Below are 20,538 nucleotides of genomic sequence, written 5' to 3' on the forward strand. Positions count from 1 at the left end.
AAAAATTGATTTGCGATCACCATGACCTTATGTTACCAAGTTGGAGTCGAACCAAAAATGGGAGCATTATAGCGGCTCAGACCGAAAAGTTGGGGGGATGAAAGTTTAAGCATAGATTTTAGCAAGTCTGAATAGAAAGAATGAAGTATCTCTTACACCTCTGAGAGTAGCTCTGAAAGCTTTAACTTTAGCATTGAAAGATTCTGCAGATGCGTTTGTACTTCTGTTATCGAAGAAGTTCAAGATAGATTCATAATGTTGCTGAACGGACCTTGCAACGGTTTTAAAAGCATTAATACCAGAGTCTTCCACCTCATTATACCATATAGCCAGTTTTTTAAAGGCGATCACTTTGGTTTTACAATTAGTGAATATATTACCTAAGCTGATAGCAAGATTATAAGCTTTGAGCAGTTCCGGATATCTTGAAAAAAGCAGATCAGCCCTTTCCTTTTGTGATAGCGTCCATTTAGATCGATGCTTGAACAGCAAGTATCTGCTTCGGGCGAGTAATTGTTTTAAAGTATCGCCATTACTGAGCACTTCGGGCTGATAGGATTGTTTGTTTTTCCGGGCCTGTTCAATCAGCTTACTTTCCGCATCAAGAGCTTCCCAGCGATATTTTATTCTTGCTTCCTGAACAGCGTCATAAGCCAGCTTTTGTACATGGAATCGATCCACGACCCGCACAGCATTGCTAAAACATCTGCGTATAGCTTTGATCATGTTTGCCGCCATGTCCATCGTTACCTCCTTTACTTTATTCCTTGACCTTAAGGGTATTTTCTCCAGTACAGCGATGATTTGTTCAGACTGTGTGCCTTTGATCATCGCCACTATGGCTTTTTTATTCCCTTTGGCTTGTTTGTTGGTAACAATGGTATAGAGTTCCCCATTGCTTAACGCAGTTTCATCTATACTCAGATAAGGGCCTGTGTTATCTGCAAACAACATCCAGTCTTCCGCATGATCCTTTTGGCTCCAGCTATGAAAATCACTTAGGTGATCTTTGTATTGCTGACCGAGCTGCTTGCCATCTACCTGGTATAACCGGCCTAATAAATGGCTGCTGATCGGGTGATTATCCAAATATTCCTTTTAAAAAAGTGCCGAATTCAGTTGTCATTCGCGCCCCTTTTCTTACTAAATCCCAATCTCTTGAGATGATCTCCCCGCTCGCCTTTACTTCCCATCTGCGTCTTTTTATACACAAGGCTACTTTATGGCCGCGGATAGGAAAATCCTGAATAGCTGTCTCTGGTAAAAAGCCTTTTGACTCTAACTGTGACTTATCATAACCGGATGGAGCAAGGTTCTTCTCCTCCAGATAAATGTTCAACGCTCCATTCTCTGATGAACGGACATCGGTAAGTTCAAAATAGTCTAAAAGGCCTTTTGGTAAGATTAAATGGACAAGGGTTTCGTATGCTGATGACAAGTGGACGCGTGTTGATTATTATATCCACAAAGCAAACACTTTTTTTTCTCCCCCACAATTTTTCTGCTTGATCCATTATAGCCGGAAACAGAGATTGAAAACCAGCTAAAATTAAAAACCCTCTCTAAAGTATTTTAGAGAGGGTTGTACCCAGCGCCGGAGTCGAACCGGCACGGTTTCCCACAGGTGTTTGAGACCAGCGCGTCTACCAATTCCGCCAGCTGGGCATTGTTGTAAGCGTATTCCCTTACAAGCGGGCTGCAAATGTAGATAAACTCTCCTTAATTCGCAACAGATATTTTTGTTTATAGTAAATATTTGCAATTTCTATCCGGCGGCTTTCCTTAGCGGTATCGTCCAACTGTTCATAGTCTTTGGTCAGCTTCGCCAGCTCTTCATTCATATCCCCTTCAATAGCAAGTGTTTCCGCGGTTATGGCAGCTAAGTGCGTTGCATCGTCAACCTCCATAAGACGCTCGTTGATGTCCATCATTTCCATTAAAAAATCTGCAGGCAATTGCGGCTTTGCCCCTTCAGATACCAGGTCGTGCAATTTTAAAATGTATTCTAAACGCTTTGCGGGATCACCAAGCGCATGGTAAGCCTTGTTATTGAGGGTAGATAGTTCCAGGATCTCCTGCTGCCTGGTTTCATCCTCATTGGCATAAAAATCGGGATGGTAAAGCTTGCTCAGCTCGTAAAACTTTTTCTTAAGCAGCGCCTGGTCAACCTTAAAAGATTCGGGGATGCCGTAAAATTCAAAATAGTTCATAGGGCAAAGATAACTATTAACAAGTTATCCATGCCGCTATCAACTTCATGTTAAAATAAGTTATCTGCTATGCGTTGGTCGGTTTCGGCTTTTTCTACCAATTCTGTTTTAGGGTGCATATCAGCAAACAGCTTTCTGTCTTTAGTTAAAGTGGGCGCTACGCCCAATATACCTATCCCGGCAGTGGCCAATGCCATAAACAATATAAGCCCGCAAAGCCTGATGAATTTTTTAAGTTTTTTCATTTCGATCCTGGCGAATAAATGACAGGTAGTATCCTCATAGGGATTGATACCTAAATAAATAAAATGGAAATAATTACCATATCAGATAATCAATAAAGGAAGGATTATCCTATATGGGGATTACTGTCATCACCTGAGTCCGAATTGAAAGCTTTGTTGAAAAGAGCGCGTTTAACGAGCTTACCGGGCATAAACAATTTCGAAGTTTGTTTAATGCTGATATCTGCTTCCAGGCTATGCAAAAAGCTTAAAGCAGGCAGACTCGTATCTCTGGAAATTAAAGTTGAACGATTATTCCGGTTAGCCGCTTGAAGAGCAGCTTTATACGATAATGATTTTGAAGCTTTGTTTACAAAACCGGCAACCAAAGTTGTATCAGGCAGAGCTACCTTGCTTGTAGTTTGGATAGTAAGCCCCGAAAAAGTAAAAAAGCCAAGTATTACAATGGCTGTTAACAACCATTTGGATAACACGCTTTTTACCGGGCAAAATTTCATTATATTAAATGTAGTGATATTGATCCACAAAAAAGGCCCCTGCGAAAAATCACAGGAGCCAGCCCATTTATCTGAAAAAAAATCTTATTTCATGTAATCTTTATCCAAAAACAAGTAGCGCGCCCGGTTAACCTCCGGCATCTCCTCGCTTTTAACATCAATATTCATAAATTTTACATTATTGTTATCCTTGATTGCCGACCATTTTGGCAAGCCTGCACCGTTAGGGTTGGCAGTTTTTATAAAGTTGGCAAAGTAGTTTTCCATGGTTTCGGATACTTTGAAATCATCGGGTGTCCAGGCATAGGTTTTGTTCCCGGCAAGGTTCCCCATGGCATACTCAATTTCTGAAGCATGTGCAGCACCCACCGGCAGCGGCATTTTTGGAGCAGGTTTTGCCGCGTCGCCCTTAACCACACCGCCGGCGAGCCCCGGGGTGGCATTCCCCATTGAAGCTACCATGGCCGGGCGAACCCGTGAAAACAGGTAGCGGTAAACTGGCTTCCCTCCTGTTTGTACCTGCAGGTCGGCCCATTTCCAGGTGCTGTATACGATAAACCGGTCGCTTGACAGATCGGTTGCGACTTTGATCACTTCTTCGTCATTGGTAGCCGGGTATAATTTCAATGCTTCCTCTGCCCTGTCACCATATAATTGTTTCAGCGTTTTGGTATAATTTTCAAGCGTTGGCGCATCGCCGCGCATCATGAACTGAAATGGCACTTCGGCCGAGTTCCAGCCTACTAACAACGGAACTTTGGCCTGTTCGCCCGCCATAAAGATCTCAGGCAACGATTTTGGCAACAGGTAATTATCAATAGTGGCCGACATTGGCGGCGTACCTGGTTTAAATGCATCGTTCAGCAATTGTTCGGCGGGTATGGCCCTGAGATCGGCAAGGGTATTGGCCTTCTCGTTAGCAGCAAACTTAACACCGTTCTGTTCAGCATCAGCCAATGGTATAGGGAATAGCGTTGGTTTGATCCCCGCGCCACTCTCGCCGATAGCACCCGCGATCAGGTCTTTTGATAAAGGTGAAGCCATTTGTACCGATACCGAGATAGACCCTGCCGATTCACCCGCAATGGTAACCCGTTTAGGATCCCCGCCAAAGGCAGCTATATTTTTTTGTACCCAAAGCAAAGCCAGGTGCTGATCAAGGTACCCATAGTTACCCGACGAATGGTTAGGTGATTCTTTAGTTAATTCAGGATGCGAAAAAAAGCCAAATACACCAAGCCTGTAATTTACTGTTAGCGCTACGATGCCTTTTTTAGCCATGCTTTCACCATCATAGCGCGATTCAGAACCATCGCCGGCCATCAAGCCCCCACCGTAAAAATAAACCAATACAGGCAGTTTTTCTTTGGATGATTTTGCCGGCGTCCATACGTTTAGGTATAAACAATCTTCGTTCATACCCGATGAACGAAAGCCCATATCACCAAAAATGGGCTTCTGCATGGGGTTATGGGCAAAATGATCGGCCTTTAATGTACCCTCCCAGTTTTTGGCGGGCTGAGGCTCCTTCCAGCGCAAATCCCCCACGGGTGGCTGTGCAAAGGGAATACCTTTAAAACTTAATACGTTCGATGCTTCGCGAGTGCCTTCAAGCACACCGTTCTCAACGGTGGTTTTGTTTGCCGATAGCTGCGCCATTACCTTTACCGAGGCAACTTGTGCAAGCAACAGCATTACTAAAATTGGTTTCTTCATTACTGGTATTTGGTTAGTCAGGTTTAATTGATGGAGATTTTTTGAATTCGATCCTTATTGTATCAATTTGTTACAATAATAAATTATTTTTCGATAGCTGTCAATTTTTTTTATTTACTTGTGCCTTTGTTTTATTACGATACATGAATAAAGAGTTTCACCAACTGGAAAATAACATCGCGGGGCAGGGTTTTTTACCGGGCCTTGCTATAGATACGGTTATTTTTGGTTTTCATGACAACCAGTTAAAGGTACTGCTGCTGGCTTATAAAAACACCGGGCTATATGCGCTTCCCGGCGGCTTTATTCATGATAATGAGGATGTGAACGAAGCGGCGCGGCGGGTACTTCAAAGCCGAACGGCGTTAACCAACATCTACCTGGAACAGTTTTATGTTTTTGGCAATTACAGCCGGTATGATCCCGGACCGCTTAAGGCCATTATGCAGGCCCGTGGCTATAACCCGCCGGCTGATCACTGGTTATTAAAGCGTTTTATTTCGGTGGGATACTATGCACTGGTTGATTTTACCAGGGCTATCCCCACACCCGATGAAATATCTGATAGCTGCGACTGGTACAGTCTGAATGAACTGCCTGTGCTGATGCAGGACCATGAGCAAATTATTAACAAAGCGTTGAAAACGCTGCAAAATGAGCTTGACCAAAAGCTCATAGGCTTTAACCTCATGACCGAGGAATTTACCATGGGCGACCTGCAATCGCTCTACGAAACTATTCTTAACAAAAAGTTGATCCGCGCTGCTTTTCAGCGTAAAATGCTGGGGCTGGGTATTTTGGAACGGGTGGCAAAAAAATGGACTGGCGGTGCACATAAGGCGCCATACCTGTATAAGTTTGTTTCGAACAGGGTGCCGGCGGATAATAGCTAAAGCCGGCAATACCCTCTTTATTGATCTATTGGTATGTTATTGTGATAAAAAAATGTCGCAATTAACCCCTTAACATGTCTTGATAACCCCCTCCTATGTTAAGGTACAAGATTTAATTTTACTTTCATAAAATCACTCAATTATAAATCTATAAAAACAATCACATCATGTTAGCTATCAATCCTTATTTAAACTTTAACGGTAACACCGAAGAAGCTTTTAACCACTACAAATCAGTATTCGGCGGTGAGTTTGCAATGGTTATGCGTTTTAAAGACTCGCCTGCGGCTGCCAATACACCCGAAAAGGACCAGGATAAGCTTATGCATATTGCACTTCCCCTTGCTAATGGCAGCATGCTGATGGGTACGGATGCAATTGGCGAGGGAGGTATGCCATTCGTAACTATTGGTAATAACTTTTCGCTTACCATCAGTGCCGAATCAAGAGAGGAGGCAGACAAGCTGTATAGTGGTTTAGCCGAAGGCGGTAATCCTGTTTCGCCTATGCATGACGAGTTTTGGGGCGATTATTTTGGCTGGCTTACCGATAGGTTTGGCATAAACTGGATGATCACATACAATCCTAACGCTACCAAATAATAATTTATTGATTTTTAGGGGGCGGATGAATCAATAGCCGTTCCCTAAAAAACCAAACATTTCTATTGTTCAACCAAAGGTTTTAGGTACAAACCAAAACAGGCTTATGATAGTAGAAGTTTTTAAAACCAATGTAAATAAACGCCGCCAGGCTAATATGCTTTTAAATGCCATTCACAGCACGTTTGGCAATCATAAAGCAAACTTCGATCTTGATGATTGTGACCGGATTTTGCGGGTACAGTGCGACAACGGTACATTATGCGCCCACTCGCTCATCAATTTTTTAAATGAATTAGGCTATCGGGCCGAAGTTTTGGAAGGCTAAACTCACTTTTACAAAACAAATTATTAAAAAACAAGGTAGTATCAGTAACATAAAGCCCATTATCATGTTAAAAGACAGCAAAGCATTCAGCGGATTTTCGGTAGATGATACAGCTAAAGCCAGGGCGTTTTATGCTGATGTACTTGGTTTAGATGTAAGTGATGTACCCGAAATGCAGGGCATACTTAACCTTAATATTACAGGCAGTACTCCCATATTGATATATACCAAACCCAACCATACCCCGGCTACCTTTACCATTTTGAATTTCCCGGTTGATGATGTGGAAAAAACAGTTGATGAGCTCAGCGCGCGCGGCGTTAAGTTTGAGATTTATAACCAGGAGAATTTTAAGACAAACGAAAAAGGCCTGTTTCTTGACGGCGGCCCCAAAATAGCCTGGTTTAAAGACCCTGCCGGGAATTTTTTATCCGTAATAGAAAAGTAGCGCTATAAATACCTATACCCGGTATAAATTAAATCCCATTTTGGGGAATTGCAGCTACCTACCGTGGGAATAAATTCCTCGACGGTTGTTAACTTTCCGTTAATTTCGCAATTTTTCACAACCATTTTATATATTAACCGTATAAAAGCCTACTAAGCCTTTGATTTCGGCTGTTTTTTATTTGAGGAATGTTTTTTGCATGCAATTACAATGAAAAACAAAACGCGTTAATTGCCAGGCTATTTATTTTATACTTAGCTGTTAGTTGAAAATAGCTAAAAAACCATTTCCTTTTCATTAATAATATTTATTAAATTTATATTTTTTTTGCTATATCAGCATTTACAATAAATAATAACAACATACAACAAACTGATTAACAAAACATTTGCTTCTCTTTTATAAATAACCCCAATTAATTAAGTATGAAAAGAACGCTACTTATAGTTGATGATGACTTGAGTATCCTGAAACTGCTCAACTTCATTCTGTCAAAAGAATATGATATTGTAGTTAAAAATAACGGCATCGAAGCTTTTAGCTGGCTCGAAGACGGCCATATGCCCGAATTGATCATATCCGACCTCCAGATGCCTTATTTTGACGGCCAATCTTTTATTAAGAACGTAAAGATTAGTGGCTTTTATCGTGAAATACCTGTTATATTGTTATCGGCCGCCCATGATCTTGATGCCCAGGTAAGCAACATGCCCTTTAAGGTTGATGCTTACATTCACAAGCCGTTTAACCCAACTGCATTAAAAACAGCAATTAATCAAGTTTTACAAGTTTATGAATCACCAAACATCTGATTGGAACGAAAGTTCAGGTTCTAATATCAGGGTAGCCTATGCCGGCACCGAGTTTAAGGAAATGATTTCGGCTGGACTAAATGAAGGCTTTAAAATTGCGTACAATAACTCTATTGACCAGCTGAATGATTATTTAGGCGAGCAATCTATTTTATCCGTTCCTGATATTATTTTGGTTGAAGTTGATACTGAAGGTAAATGGATTAAAATGGTTGACGAAGTTAAGCAAAGCTTTCTTCTCAATGGTTTAATTATCGTACTGCTTTCATCACAAAATGATAAAACTTTAAGGCAAAAAGCTATTCAATTAAAGGTGCATGACTTTTATGGCGAACCGTTTGCCATAAGTGACCTGCGCGAAAGGCTTAACTTTTTGGTGCGCTTTAAACTGATAAAGCCCAAATTACTTGAGCTTTCAAAAGTAGTTGATACGGCTTATAAAATGCCGGCAGGTAAACGCCTTATCGACCTGGTGATTTCGGGCGGTATGATGTTTGTATTATCACCTGTTATGCTGATAGTTGCTATTTTAATTAAGCTGGATTCAAAAGGCCCGGTATTTTACAAAAGCAAACGGGTAGGCACAGGTTATAAAGTATTTGATTTTTATAAGTTCAGATCGATGCGTACCGACGCCGACCAACTACTTGCCAAGCTATCTGCCGAAAACAATCAATATGCTGCCGAAGGAGCTGACAATAAAGTGGCTTTTGTGAAAATCAAGAACGATCCGCGTATCACCAAGCTGGGTAATTTCTTACGCAATTCAAGTCTTGACGAGTTACCGCAATTATTCAATATACTGCGGGGCGATATGTCGGTAGTTGGTAACAGACCGTTGCCTTTATATGAGGCAGAGATGCTTACCTCTAACGAGTGGTCGATGCGTTTTCTTGGCCCTGCCGGTTTAACGGGCTTATGGCAGATCAGCAAGCGCGGAAAGGAAGACATGTCTGAACGCGAAAGGAAAAAATTAGATAATTTTTATGCTCAGAAATATTCTATTTGGTTAGATTTAAAAATTATTGCCGGTACAGTACCCGCATTATTCCAAAAAGAAAAAGTATAACTATATGCCCCTGAAACTAACGCTCACTTATCTCTTCATAATTGCTCTTTTATTTACCAGCCGCGTACACGCGCAGCAAACTTCATTTATAAGTGACATTAACTATCCTTTTCTTGAAAAACTGATAGCAACTGCTAAAAAGAATTACCCCGAAGTTAAATCCCGTCAAAGCCAGGTAAATGCAGCCAAAGCCGTTTATAACTCAGCCGTGTTTTCATGGCTCGATGGTTTAACCGCATCTTACATTTATAGTCCGCAAACATCTATCAACCTTTCTCAGCCCACTATATTTAAAGGTTATCAGATAAACCTTTCGCTAAACATAGGACACCTGTTTTCGAGGCCGGGAGTTATCAGGCAAACGAAAGAAATCTATAAAGCAGCAGAATTTCAACAGGCCGAGTATATGTTAAGCCTTGAAGCCCAGGTTAAACGCTTTTACTTTGCTTACCTGGCAGCACAGGCCGAACTAAGGTTGCGGGCAAATGCCGTAATTGATGCTGAAAGTGCTGTTAAGCAATTAAAATACGCGTTTCAAAAAGGCGAAACAACTTTTCAGATCTATAATGAACAGCTTACCACCTTATACAGTCAAAACGCCTTTAAAGTACAAGCCGAATTAGCGACATTTACAGCCAAGACCAATCTTGAAGAATTATTGGGTATTAAATTAGAAGATGTTAAGTAAAAGATGGAGATAGGCAATTTTTTCAATCTGCTAAAGAAATACAGAAGTGTACTGATAATAATACCGATTGTAGCGGTAATCACTTCTTTTTTCCTGGTAAAGAACTTACCTGATAATTACCAGTCGCACGCAGAAATAGCCACCGGCATAGTTGACGCCTCCAGCCACCTTCTTGACGAAGATGCGACAACGAACGTACAAGAGCAACAGGTTTACCGCGAATTCAGCAACCTGATGACGATCATGAAGCTGAAGAAACTTATTGACCAGGTTTCTTATTCACTCATGATCCATGACCTGAGCGACCCCTATCCCTTTCGTAAACCAAGTAAGGAATTACTTGAATTGCGGCCTTATGAAAAAGACAACGTATTAGCGATTTTTAAAAAAAAATTTGCCACCCTCCAACCCTTATCTGTTTACGATAAAACCGAGAACTCACTCATTGGATTGCTCAGGTCAATGAAATACGATGAGCGTAACATCGTAAAAGACTTGATAATTTTCCGTGAAGAAAGCAGTGATTTTATCTCTGTAAGTTTTAATTCGGAAAACCCACAGCTTTCGGCGTTTGTAGTGAACACATTATGCAAACAGTTTATCGACTATTACACCCAAAGCGTAAAACAAAATGAATCAAATGCTGTAAATTTTTTATCAAATCTGTTAGATACCAAACGTAAGGCCCTGAGTGAAAAAACCAGCGAATTACAGCAGTATAAAATTCAAAACGGTGTATTGAACCTGGATGAGCAGTCCAAAGCGATTTTTAGCCAGATCATGACTTACAATGACAGAAAATTGCAGGCCGAAAAAGATGTAATATCCAATCAGGGCGCCATTGATGCTATCGTCCAAAAGTTCTCACCCGGTGAAAGAAAATATGTTGAATCGATAACCAACAAATATAACCAGGCTGTAACTTCTACCCAGGACCAATTGCATATACTTGAAGATCAGTATGTACGCAGCGGGTTTAATAATAAGTATAAAGAATCTCTTGATTCGTTACAGCAACAGCTCTCAAATCAAATCAACTTAACATCTGATAAATACATTACCAATCCACTTGTGGGCAAAGAGGATCAGGTTAAACAAAAGCTTGGTCTTGAGATTTCCCGCGATCTGGCTAAATACAGCGTTAAATCAATAAATGACGAGCTCACAAACCTTAATGCTAAATTCTCCCGCCTGGTTCCGTTTGATGCGAAAGTAAAAACCCTTTATTTTGATATTGATATTGCAGGTAAAGAATACCTTGATGTATTGAACAAATACAATGAAACCAACCTGCGTTCAAGCATTTCAATAAAACTGGTCCAGATTGAGATGGCCCAGCCGGATGTGGCCCAACCTTCCAAAAAAATGCTGCTTATTATATTAAGCGGCATGGGCAGTTTCTTTGCTTGTCTCTTCTGGCTGTTTGTATTATTTTACATCGATGATACCATTAAAAGCCCTACCGAACTGGTTAATAAAACCCAGCTGCCGTTATTAGGCTATCTAAACAAGATCAGCGGTGAAAATCTCGATCTTCGCAAGCTGTGGGATGTGGAGCACCGTGAAAAAATGAAAACCTTTAAAGAGCTGCTGCGCTCTATACGGTTTGAAATTGATCAGGAATTAAAAGGTGAAAAAATCTTAGCCATAACAAGCATCGAGCCTACCGAAGGTAAAACCCTGCTGGCGATAAGCCTGGCATATTCATACTCCATGATCAATAAAAGAGTATTGTTAATTGACGGTAACTTCAATAACGCTACGATCAGCAATACTGCTCAGCCGCAAGTATACCTTGAAGATTATTTTAAAAACAGCCAATTTGGCCAACCCGAACTCAGCAGCTCAAACACTACTGTTTTAGGCAACCGCGGAGGTGATGTAACCCTGCTTGAAATTGGCAGCGAAGCCTTTGTTAAGAGCAAATTTGACGAGCTGCGGACTAAATACGACATAGTAATCATTGATACAGCCCCGCTTACCGCGCTTAATAAATCCAAAGAATGGTTGTTATTTGCAAATAAAACAATAGCTGTATTTGAAGCCAACAGGAAAATAAACAATATTCAGAAACAGCACATAACCTATTTAAAAGGGCTCGAAAACAAGTTTGCCGGCTGGGTACTCAATAAAACTGAATACAATCAGAAAAAAGAAAAACACTCTTAATTGAACGAAGCATAAAACACCGGTTCATATACTTAATGTTACTTAAAATGAGAATTGACCCTCCCAAACCCCAAAAGGATCCGTTTGAAGATTTAAGTCCGCTTCAAAAAAAAACACGCAAAGCAGCTATAGTATTTGCATTTATCAGTGTATTTGTGTGGGCTGTGAAGATCTTGTTCCTGTAAATTTATAAAAAGAGTTACTACTTCATGCGCAATGAACCAACAGGTAATACTGAAATTAGGCAAAACTTTTGGAAAGCACTTCTGATTCAAAAGTTTTCGCATCCGTTTGCCCTGTTTTTTTTGCTGATTACCTCACTTGTGATAAGTTTTTTAACCTATAAGCTTGGATTTATAGGCGTAGGTGCTGTTTTAGCGATAACTATAGGCTTACCCATTGTATTTGCCATTACCGTTTATCCCGAATTCGGAATTTGCGCGCTTATCACAGGTGCATTTTTCATCAGTTACATTGCCGAATTTTTACCAAGCGGAGTACCTATAGGTACATTGATGGATGTAACCACCTATCTGCTTATCCTCGGTTTTTTTATCAAACAGCGCACCGAACAAAACTGGACCTATTTTAAAAATCCTATCAGCTACATGATATTGGTGTGGCTGGCTTACAATATGCTCGAGTTTGTAAATCCTGCAGCCGCATCACGGCTGGCCTGGATTTATACTGTGCGGACCGTGGGTTTCATTATGCTGATGTACTTTGTTTTTGTTTACCAGATCCGCACGGTGAAGTTTATAAAAACACTTTTAAAGCTTTGGTTATTGCTGGATATACTGGCAGGAATTTCTGCTTTTCAACAAGAAAACATTGGCTTTTTTCCATTCGAGCGCCGATCCCTGTATTCCGATCCGCTCCGTGTAAGTTTGTTGTTCATCAACGGGCATATGCGTAAATTTGCGATCTTCTCTGACCCTGTTACATTTTCATACAACATGGTTATAGGCGCATTGCTTTGCATTGTACTTATTATGGGCAATTTACCTGTCAAACGCAAAGTATTACTGGGTTTTATAGCTGCTTTCTTTTTATATGTTATGCTTTATTCCGGTACAAGGGCTGCTTATGTATTGGTACCGGGAGCGCTTTCTATGCTGGCAGTTTTAAACTTCAACAAACGGGTTTTAATTTTCACACTTGTGGCAGCAGGCATGCTCGGCATTTTGATCGTAATGCCAACCTCTAACCCATTGATCAAGCGGTTTCAAACAGCTTTTAACCCATCCGATGACGCATCTTACAACGTTCGTGCTGAAAATCAAAGGAGGATCAAGCCTTATATCCTTTCCCATCCTATTGGCGGCGGCTTAGGTTCTGTAGGCGTTTGGGGCCGTAAGTTTTCACCAAACTCCATGTTAGCCAAATTCCCGCCCGACAGTGGTTATGTGCGCGTAGCTGTTGAAATGGGCTGGATTGGGCTCATCCTATTTTGTACACTGTTTTTTGTGGTGCTTAAAACGGGGATAAACTTTTACTTCAGTATCAAAAATCCCGAACTTAAAAATTACTGCCTGGCTATGTTGCTAATCTTGTTCGCGTTCAATATTGGTAACTTTCCGCAGCAGGCTATCGTTCAATACCCGTCAAACATCCTGTTCTACCTGGCCATATCCATCCTTGTAGTATGCAAGCGCCTTGACAACCAGGAGCAGGAGCAATTAAAAAAAATAGTATAGGGACAATACTAATTAATTAAGCAGATGTCATTTGTATCATCCATAAAATCAAATCCCAAATTAAAAAAATTAGTCCACTGGATGCTTATTCCGCCCGGACAGTCGAGGCCAAGGCTTTGGGTTAGGCTGATACTTAACCGCTTTTTCCATCACCGGGGTAAAAACAGTGTAGTAAGGTTTAATGCACGGATGGACCTTTTTCCGTTTAACAAGTTTTCCCTTGGCGCAAAAAGTATTGTGGAAGACTTCGCTGTGATCAATAACGGCGTTGGCGATGTATTTATTGGCGAAGGGTCAGGAGTTGGCATCGGTACGGTAATAATCGGCCCGGTTAAAATAGGCAATTTCAGTATGACAGCGCAGCATGTTGTAATATCCGGCCTTAATCATGGCTACCAGGATGTAAGTATACCGCCACGCCATCAAAAAGTGACCACCCAACAAATTACTATTGATGATAATGTTTGGATAGGTGCTAATTGTGTGGTAACCGCCGGTGTAACTATTGGTAAACATTCGGTTATTGGGGCTGGCAGTGTGGTTACAAGGGATATCCCGCCTTATTCGGTAGCAGTTGGCAACCCCGCCAAAGTAATAAAACAATACAATTTTACAACACAATTGTGGGAGAAAGCGTAAAACATGATACATGAGTTTATTTAAAAAATTAATAAACAAACACACGCTTTCACTGGCAACCAACGCCGTATTGCCGGTTTTGGGAATGATCATATTATCACTGCTGGCCCGCCGCTTAAGTAAACCCGCCTTTGGCAACTATGTGTTTTTCCAGATTGTATTTACGTTGGCAGATACCTTTCGCACGGGTTTTCTGCAAACATCGGTCATTAAATTTTATTCGGGTTCCACACCCGAAAGAATGAAAAATATATCAGCATCTGCCTGGTACCTGGGTTTTATGATCACTTGCGTATTTGCCATCGTAAATCTCCTGATTTATCTTATTTATACAAATCCGGACGCTGATATAGGTATTACGCTTAAATGGTTTAGCCTCATTTATTTCTGCACACTACCCTCGGCGGTGAGCCTTTGGACGCTCCAGGCCGAAGAGCGCTTTGATAAAATGTTTACGCTGCAATTAATGAACCAGGGAGGTTTCCTGGCGCTGGTGGTTGGCGTTGCTGTTGCGGGCAAGTCAAATTTTGAAACAACTATATATTGCTACTTTACAGCTAACCTGTTAAGCAGCGTTATTTGCATTGTTACAGGCTGGGCTAAAGTAAAAACCATAGTTCACAAAAACTGGGCTACAATAAAACAAATGGCCCATTTTGGTAAATACAGTGTAGGCACATCTATAAGTTCATACCTGCTCAGGAGCTCTGATACGTTTATCGTAAAGCCTATGTTCAGCCCCGACCTGCTGGCTGTTTACTACATTCCGCAACGACTTCTGGAAATTTTCGAAATCCCGTTAAGGGCTTTCATCTCTACTGCATTACCGGTAATGTCAGCAGCTGCTCAGCGGGGCGACCAAAAATACGTCACTTATATCATGAAAAAATATGCAGGCATGCTTACTATAGCGCTTACCCCTATCGCTGTAATCTGTTTCGTTGCTGCTGACGTTATTATTGGGCTCCTGTTTGGCGCTAAATACCAGCATTCTGATGCAGGCAATATCTTCAGGATTTTTATGTGTTATGTAATGCTGTTGCCTATTGACAGGTTTTTCGGGATAACGCTTGATATCATCAACAAACCACATCTTAACATGATAAAAGTGTTCCTGATGCTAACAGTTAACGTAGTAGGCGATTTTACGGGGATTCTTATATTCCACAACTTGTATGCGGTAGCAGTTGCTTCTATCTTTACCTTTGCTACCGGTGCGATCTTTGGTTACTGGGCATTAAAAAAACATCTTCAGTTTAAAATATCCGACATCTTTGTTTTAGGCTACATTGAACTAAAAGAACTTATAGGTGTTGTGATGGACAAAATAAAAGGAAAACGACTAACTGAATAAGCAAGTTATATGGAGCTTAAAAACCGGCATATCGTAATATTTTCGCAAATGCAGTTTGATAGCCGCCTCGAATCAACAAACTATACTATGGCCAAACATTTGGCCAAGGATAACTACGTGTATTATGTTGACAGGCCCTATACCTGGAAAGATTATATCCAGTTTAAAAACACGCCCGGGTATAAGGCACGTAAACCGTACTTCTTTTCTCCCAAAAATAGCTTTATCCAAACTGAGATCCCTAATTTAAAGATCATCATTACGCCTCCGGTGCCGTCGATCAATTCATTGCCCGAAGGAGCTGTCTATCGGCTGGCCGTAAAGATGAACGAACGAATTGTAGCGGCAAGGCTCAATAAGATTATTAAAAGCCTTAAAATAAAGGACTACATCTTTATCAACTCCTATGCGTTTTATTACCCCACGATGCACCGGTTGTTGAAATTGAAACCATTATTAAAAGTTTATCATTGTGTTGATCCGCTTATTGAAGAATACCAAATTCGTCATGGCCTTATATCCGAAGATATACTGGTAAAAGACATGGATCTGGTGATCAGCACCAGTAAAGAGTTAAGCAATGCAAAAGCAAAACTTAATCCTAACTCGTACTTCGTACCAAATGCGGCCGACATCGGCCATAGTCAAAAAGCGCTGGATCCGGCGTTGCCTGTAGCAGACATCCTTTCTGATATCCCTAAACCGATAATCGGTTATTTCGGCAATATTGAACGGCGCATTGATTATAATTTATTAACACAGCTACTCGAACAAAACCCCGGTAAAAACTTTGTATTTGTGGGGCCGGTTGGTAAAGATTATGAAAATAATCCTGCGTTTAATGCGCCTAATATTTTCAAAAAAGGAGCAGTACCTTATGAGCAGTTGCCTGCCGTGCTCAAAGGATTTGATGTTGCTATCATCCCCTTCAAAAAAGACGATGTAAGCAGCTCCATTTTCCCGCTTAAGTTATTTGAATACCTGGGTTCGGGCCGGCCGGTAGTGATCACTGATTTTAATGAAGATTTAGAAGAGTTTACCGGCGACAGCGTATATATCTGCAAAAATGCTGATGAATTTTCTGCTGCCATTAATTTATCGTTAAACGACACTCCTTTTTTACAACAAAAAAGATTAAAAATAGCGGCACAAAATACATGGGAGCACCGTATAACAGAGATCAAAAGCTTGCTGGCAGCAAATTTGAACAATAAACGGAAAAGTTAATTTTTAATAATACAAACCTGCAACTTACAAACAGGGTTTAGCAATAAAACACATGGAAATCATTAAATTCATAGCATCCCTAATCGCCATTTTGCTGTTTATATACCTTGGTGTATATAGCTTGTACCTGTTTGTATTTTCGGTACTCGGAAAATTAATCCCCATCAAACCGCCTGCTACAGCCACCGCACTCAGTAAATTCATAGTTTATATCTGTGCTTATAAAGAAGATGAAATTATTTTAAACTCGGCGGCGGCGGCACTAACTATCGATTACCCTAAAGATATGTTCACGGTTTGTGTGATAGCCGACTCCATGAAACCTGAAACCATTGTTAAATTAAAGCAGATGCCTTTGCAGGTAGTAGAGGTGGTTTTTGAAACCAGCACCAAATCAAAAGCGCTAAACAAAGCCATTGAAAACACAGCGGTTGGTTTTGATGCCGCTGTTGTTTTTGACATTGATAACATTGCCGCGCCCGATTATCTATACCAGATCAACAACTGTTTACAAGCAGGTCACCTGGTGGTGCAGGGCCATAGGGTAGCAAAAAACTCAAACACACAGGTAGCAATACTTGATGCTGTAAGCGAAGAAGTTAACAATCATATTTTCAGAAAATCGCAGCAGTTGTTTAAGTTTTCGGCAGCCATTATCGGTTCGGGTATGGCGTTAGAGTACAACCTGTTTGTAAATGTAATGTCGCGTATTGATGCCGTAGGCGGGTTTGACAAGGAAATGGGTTTATTATTGACCCGTGATAAGATCCATGTTGCTTATGCAGAAAAAGCGTATATCTACGATGAAAAAGTAAGTAATCCCGCAGTGTTTGAAAAGCAGCGTAAGCGCTGGCTTTCGGCTCAGTTTAACCTGCTTAAAAAATATGCGGCTACCGCGCCGGCCCAATTTTTCCGCGGCAATTTTGATTATGTGAATGAGATTTATCAAATGGCTATCCTGCCGCGTGTATTAATGCTTGGCCTGATGCCTTTTATGCTATTGATCTCTTTTTTTACTCCGGGCATAGGCCCGCACTGGCATTTGTGGCTTGGGGCAACAGTGGCTTGTTACCTTGGTATCGTAGTTGCCATACCAACATCGTTTTATAATGGAAAACTTTTAGAAGCCATGCTTAAACTGCCGCTTATATTTTTTACCATGTTTTTACTGCTGTTTAAGTTAAAAGGAGCAAACAAAAAGTTTATTCATACACCGCACGATAATGCTCCTGCAGAACCGGTAAACGAAGGGGCAACTGTGAAATAGCGAAAACAAGAGTAATAATAATTGCCGAATAAATAAATTTCCCCTAACCCATTAAGAAACGCTTTCATAAATCACGCAGCAATACCTAACGCTGTTTAAGTTCAATTACCGAGGTAAATGTATTTACGCCGGTATCAGGTTTATGCTTGTAGTTAAACGCATCGCTGGCGCGTGCAATGATCATCAGGCCGTAATGTTCATTTAACCCCATAATGGTGTCCTTGTTAACATACCGCACATCAAGGTCCTCAGTAAAAAACTCTAATTGGTTACTGTTTTTCACCCGCCCTTTCAGTGTACCGAAGTCATCGCCATAAATGGCAATTTCATTTTGGGTAAACTTGCTGTGCGTTAAGGGCCAGGTTAACAATGCCTGCCTGGTATTAATTTGCAGCGGCCTTCCCTTATCCTGTTTACTTATATATAATTTGTTATTTTTCAGATCGATCCCGATCCTGGTAACATCATCCCCCATGTGCTTGAGCGAATTGGTAAGCAGTTCAATCAGGATAGTTTTTATCCTGAAGCCGGCGTCGTCATCAACTATATCTTTTGCTATGTTTTGGATATAACTGATGATCTGGACGGTTAAAGGATAAATACCTTCGGTTTCGTTATTAAAAACAAATTTTTTCAAGGTAGTAAATTCGTTTATGCCCCGGTTAAAGCCTCCTGTGTATTTGTATAGATCCTGAACACCTTATCAAGCCGTACCAATTGAAACAAGGACCTGATATCGCTATTTAAACCAACTACTGCAATGTCTCCCCCGCTATTCATGGTCAGTTTAAGTGCCGATACCAATGCACCTAAAAAAGAACTGTCTATATAAATTACCTGTTCAAAGTTTACAATAACATACTTATTTCCATTATTGATCAGGCTCATCAGTTCCGACTTAAATTGTTCGGCATTCGCCAAATTTGCCTCTTTAAGCTGTATATCCGCAATTAATGCATTATTAAGCAGATGTGTTTGTAATATCATTTAGCTATTTTTTTGAATAAATATTAAACTGCAATCGTCAATTTGTTCTCTCGCTTTTTCGTTCAAAAAGCCATCGTATTTTAAGGTTGCAAATGAATTGGTTTTACCAAGATATTTTTCAATCTCATCAATAAAACTGTTCAGATCGGTTTTCTTTCCTGCGGGCGTTTCTTTATCGATCAATCCATCCGTTATCATGATCAACTGATCACCAGGCTGCATCGTAAATAAATGTTCATCGAAGCCGCCCTCTTTACTAATCCCCAGCAATAACCCCGATGAGCCGATCCTGTTAAGCGTATTTTCTGTAGAGCTAAAATACAAAAGCGGCAAGTCGCCCGCACCCGTGTAACTTAGCGTTTCATTCTCCCGATCGATCCTGATGAGCGAAAGTGTCGACAGCACGTCGCTCACAACCGGGTCATGATAAATTACCGAGTTGATTTTTTGCATGATGCTTTTGGTTGATACGTCCCCTTCCGAAACACATATCCTTACAGCAGCCCTTATATAGCTTAGATAGCCGAATGAAAAAAACCATGCTCCCCATTTTTTGCCCATCACATCGCCCAGGATAATAAAAGTATACCTGTTATTTATAGTTAACACATCAATAAAATCTCCGCCTGGGTAATTCTCAAACGATTTATGCCAGAAATCTATTTCAAAGCCATTAATACGGGGTATTTCCTGCGGAACGGAATACAAATTTAAGGCTATTGCGGCGCTGCTCAGCTCCCTGATCGTGTGTTCGTGGCGTTCGCGGATGCTGTTCAAAAAATTATTAATCTTTGAGATAATGAACACAATGGGCGTATCCTTATCAATGTAGTCAATAGCATCAAGACTGATCCCCGCTATCATGTGGGCATGATCGGTAATCGATGTTAAAAACATAAAAGGGATATTTTTATACTCAGGTACAGTCATTAAATGTTGCCTGAATGCAAAACCATCCGTACCGGGCATTTGATAATCAGACAAAATCAAATCGGGGATCTCATTTTCAAGCACCGTCATAGCTTCCTCTACATTACCTGCCTTGCGGCTAATAAAACCCTCTTTTTCCAAAGCCTGGCCTATAACCATCAAAATCAGCGGGCTATCATCAACCAGGAGTATTTTCGGACGTTTCGGCATATTGGTGAGTTCAGGCGTTAATTTTTCGGAGTAGGGCATTTATAAACAAATATACACCCGATAATACTATTAACACCGATATAACATCCATTAAAGTTATACCGTCGTCCTTTGAAAAATAAAAAATGGTAAACATTTCAAAATATGGCGGTGCAGGCATGATGATCATGGCTAAACCAAGTATGATCATGGTAACCGCAATTGCTACCAAAACTATATGTTTTATTCTTTCATGCAGCAAGTATTTCTTCGATTCCCGGCTATCAACCTGGTGTTGGGTAAGTAAAAATTCCAGGTTTGTTACCATATCAAGCCGGCTTTGCTCCTGATCTAACCCGCTAAAGGCATCAAATTTTTGCTGGTTCGAATTACTTTCAATGGCATTATTTATTTTTTGCTGTATGGCTTTAACAAGTTCTTTATCAACATTCCCCTTTTTCAGCAATTGTATAAGCTCATCTGCTTTTATGGTTAGCAGTGACTCATCATTATTTGGTTGGTTATTATTCAAAGGAATATAGTGATATAATTAGTTAACTTTTACTAATAT

Annotated in this window: 24 protein-coding genes and 1 tRNA gene; 14 read left to right on the forward strand and 11 right to left on the reverse strand. The window is 40.6% G+C overall.

Going from position 1 to position 20,538, the window contains the following annotated elements; translation table 11 throughout:
- Window positions 1-105 precede the first annotated feature (105 nt).
- From MusilaSJ_RS05480 to MusilaSJ_RS05510, 7 genes are all read right to left on the reverse strand, one after another.
- Window positions 106-1,089 (reverse strand): ISAon1 family transposase, encoded by a 984-nt coding sequence (locus MusilaSJ_RS05480; protein WP_446725117.1) that lies wholly within the window; start codon window positions 1,087-1,089, stop codon window positions 106-108.
- Window positions 1,082-1,438 (reverse strand): ISAon1 family transposase N-terminal region protein, encoded by a 357-nt coding sequence (locus tag MusilaSJ_RS05485; protein ID WP_274986554.1) that lies wholly within the window; start codon window positions 1,436-1,438, stop codon window positions 1,082-1,084. The genes MusilaSJ_RS05480 and MusilaSJ_RS05485 overlap by 8 nt, the downstream gene beginning before the upstream one ends.
- 147 nt (window positions 1,439-1,585) lie before the next feature.
- A tRNA-Leu gene (locus tag MusilaSJ_RS05490) sits at window positions 1,586-1,665 on the reverse strand.
- A 20-nt stretch (window positions 1,666-1,685) separates the two neighbouring features.
- Window positions 1,686-2,210: a Fe-S protein assembly co-chaperone HscB gene (gene hscB / locus MusilaSJ_RS05495; protein WP_274989046.1), complete on the reverse strand. Its 525-nt coding sequence runs from the start codon at window positions 2,208-2,210 to the stop codon at window positions 1,686-1,688.
- Between the two features lie 50 nt (window positions 2,211-2,260).
- Window positions 2,261-2,455: a hypothetical protein gene (locus MusilaSJ_RS05500; RefSeq protein ID WP_274989047.1), complete on the reverse strand. Its 195-nt coding sequence runs from the start codon at window positions 2,453-2,455 to the stop codon at window positions 2,261-2,263.
- A gap of 104 nt (window positions 2,456-2,559) precedes the next feature.
- On the reverse strand, window positions 2,560-2,952 hold the full coding sequence (locus tag MusilaSJ_RS05505) for a hypothetical protein (RefSeq protein WP_274989048.1): 393 nt from the start codon (window positions 2,950-2,952) through the stop codon (window positions 2,560-2,562).
- Window positions 2,953-3,036: 84 nt separating this feature from the next.
- A complete protein-coding gene (locus MusilaSJ_RS05510; protein WP_274989049.1) occupies window positions 3,037-4,668 on the reverse strand; it encodes a carboxylesterase/lipase family protein in 1,632 nt (543 codons plus the stop codon).
- A 143-nt stretch (window positions 4,669-4,811) separates the two neighbouring features.
- Between MusilaSJ_RS05510 and MusilaSJ_RS05515 the strand changes: the two genes are divergently transcribed.
- From MusilaSJ_RS05515 to MusilaSJ_RS05580, 14 genes are all read left to right on the forward strand, one after another.
- The gene (locus MusilaSJ_RS05515; RefSeq protein ID WP_274989050.1) at window positions 4,812-5,561 is read left to right on the forward strand and encodes an NUDIX hydrolase; all 750 of its coding nucleotides are present in this window, start codon (window positions 4,812-4,814) and stop codon (window positions 5,559-5,561) included.
- Between the two features lie 167 nt (window positions 5,562-5,728).
- A complete protein-coding gene (locus tag MusilaSJ_RS05520; protein WP_274989051.1) occupies window positions 5,729-6,163 on the forward strand; it encodes a VOC family protein in 435 nt (144 codons plus the stop codon).
- Between the two features lie 106 nt (window positions 6,164-6,269).
- The gene (locus MusilaSJ_RS05525; RefSeq protein ID WP_274989052.1) at window positions 6,270-6,491 is read left to right on the forward strand and encodes a hypothetical protein; all 222 of its coding nucleotides are present in this window, start codon (window positions 6,270-6,272) and stop codon (window positions 6,489-6,491) included.
- 64 nt (window positions 6,492-6,555) lie between these two features.
- On the forward strand, window positions 6,556-6,939 hold the full coding sequence (locus MusilaSJ_RS05530) for a VOC family protein (RefSeq protein ID WP_274989053.1): 384 nt from the start codon (window positions 6,556-6,558) through the stop codon (window positions 6,937-6,939).
- 425 nt (window positions 6,940-7,364) lie between these two features.
- Complete coding sequence (locus MusilaSJ_RS05535; protein WP_188831764.1) at window positions 7,365-7,751, forward strand: response regulator; 387 nt, start codon at window positions 7,365-7,367, stop codon at window positions 7,749-7,751.
- A complete protein-coding gene (locus MusilaSJ_RS05540; RefSeq protein ID WP_274989054.1) occupies window positions 7,732-8,820 on the forward strand; it encodes a sugar transferase in 1,089 nt (362 codons plus the stop codon). The genes MusilaSJ_RS05535 and MusilaSJ_RS05540 overlap by 20 nt, the downstream gene beginning before the upstream one ends.
- A gap of 4 nt (window positions 8,821-8,824) precedes the next feature.
- Window positions 8,825-9,508, forward strand: coding sequence for a TolC family protein (locus MusilaSJ_RS05545; protein ID WP_274989055.1), 684 nt, complete (start codon window positions 8,825-8,827; stop codon window positions 9,506-9,508).
- Between the two features lie 3 nt (window positions 9,509-9,511).
- Window positions 9,512-11,677: an exopolysaccharide transport family protein gene (locus tag MusilaSJ_RS05550; RefSeq protein ID WP_274989056.1), complete on the forward strand. Its 2,166-nt coding sequence runs from the start codon at window positions 9,512-9,514 to the stop codon at window positions 11,675-11,677.
- A gap of 47 nt (window positions 11,678-11,724) precedes the next feature.
- Window positions 11,725-11,862, forward strand: a complete 138-nt coding sequence (locus MusilaSJ_RS05555) for a hypothetical protein (protein WP_218134413.1) — start codon at window positions 11,725-11,727, stop codon at window positions 11,860-11,862.
- A gap of 24 nt (window positions 11,863-11,886) precedes the next feature.
- Window positions 11,887-13,374, forward strand: coding sequence for an O-antigen ligase family protein (locus tag MusilaSJ_RS05560; RefSeq protein WP_274989057.1), 1,488 nt, complete (start codon window positions 11,887-11,889; stop codon window positions 13,372-13,374).
- Between the two features lie 24 nt (window positions 13,375-13,398).
- On the forward strand, window positions 13,399-14,013 hold the full coding sequence (locus MusilaSJ_RS05565; RefSeq protein WP_274989058.1) for an acyltransferase: 615 nt from the start codon (window positions 13,399-13,401) through the stop codon (window positions 14,011-14,013).
- Between the two features lie 10 nt (window positions 14,014-14,023).
- Entirely contained in the window at window positions 14,024-15,367 is a 1,344-nt protein-coding gene (locus MusilaSJ_RS05570; RefSeq protein WP_274989059.1) for a lipopolysaccharide biosynthesis protein, read from the forward strand.
- Between the two features lie 9 nt (window positions 15,368-15,376).
- Window positions 15,377-16,594 (forward strand): glycosyltransferase family protein, encoded by a 1,218-nt coding sequence (locus MusilaSJ_RS05575; RefSeq protein ID WP_274989060.1) that lies wholly within the window; start codon window positions 15,377-15,379, stop codon window positions 16,592-16,594.
- A 52-nt stretch (window positions 16,595-16,646) separates the two neighbouring features.
- Complete coding sequence (locus MusilaSJ_RS05580) at window positions 16,647-17,861, forward strand: glycosyltransferase family 2 protein (RefSeq protein WP_274989061.1); 1,215 nt, start codon at window positions 16,647-16,649, stop codon at window positions 17,859-17,861.
- Window positions 17,862-17,946: 85 nt separating this feature from the next.
- Here the strand turns inward: MusilaSJ_RS05580 and MusilaSJ_RS05585 are convergent, their stop codons facing one another.
- From MusilaSJ_RS05585 to MusilaSJ_RS05600, 4 genes are read right to left on the reverse strand one after another with little or no spacing between them, the layout of a single operon-like run.
- On the reverse strand, window positions 17,947-18,498 hold the full coding sequence (locus MusilaSJ_RS05585) for a hypothetical protein (RefSeq protein ID WP_274989062.1): 552 nt from the start codon (window positions 18,496-18,498) through the stop codon (window positions 17,947-17,949).
- A gap of 14 nt (window positions 18,499-18,512) precedes the next feature.
- Window positions 18,513-18,848: an STAS domain-containing protein gene (locus MusilaSJ_RS05590; protein WP_274989063.1), complete on the reverse strand. Its 336-nt coding sequence runs from the start codon at window positions 18,846-18,848 to the stop codon at window positions 18,513-18,515.
- The gene (locus tag MusilaSJ_RS05595; RefSeq protein ID WP_274989064.1) at window positions 18,849-20,027 is read right to left on the reverse strand and encodes a PP2C family protein-serine/threonine phosphatase; all 1,179 of its coding nucleotides are present in this window, start codon (window positions 20,025-20,027) and stop codon (window positions 18,849-18,851) included.
- Complete coding sequence (locus MusilaSJ_RS05600) at window positions 19,999-20,499, reverse strand: hypothetical protein (protein ID WP_091167743.1); 501 nt, start codon at window positions 20,497-20,499, stop codon at window positions 19,999-20,001. The genes MusilaSJ_RS05595 and MusilaSJ_RS05600 overlap by 29 nt, the downstream gene beginning before the upstream one ends.
- Between the last annotated feature and the right edge of the window lie 39 nt (window positions 20,500-20,538).

Origin of the sequence: Mucilaginibacter sp. SJ (assembly GCF_028993635.1) — a bacterium.
In the GTDB taxonomy this organism is placed as follows: Bacteria; Bacteroidota; Bacteroidia; order Sphingobacteriales; family Sphingobacteriaceae; genus Mucilaginibacter.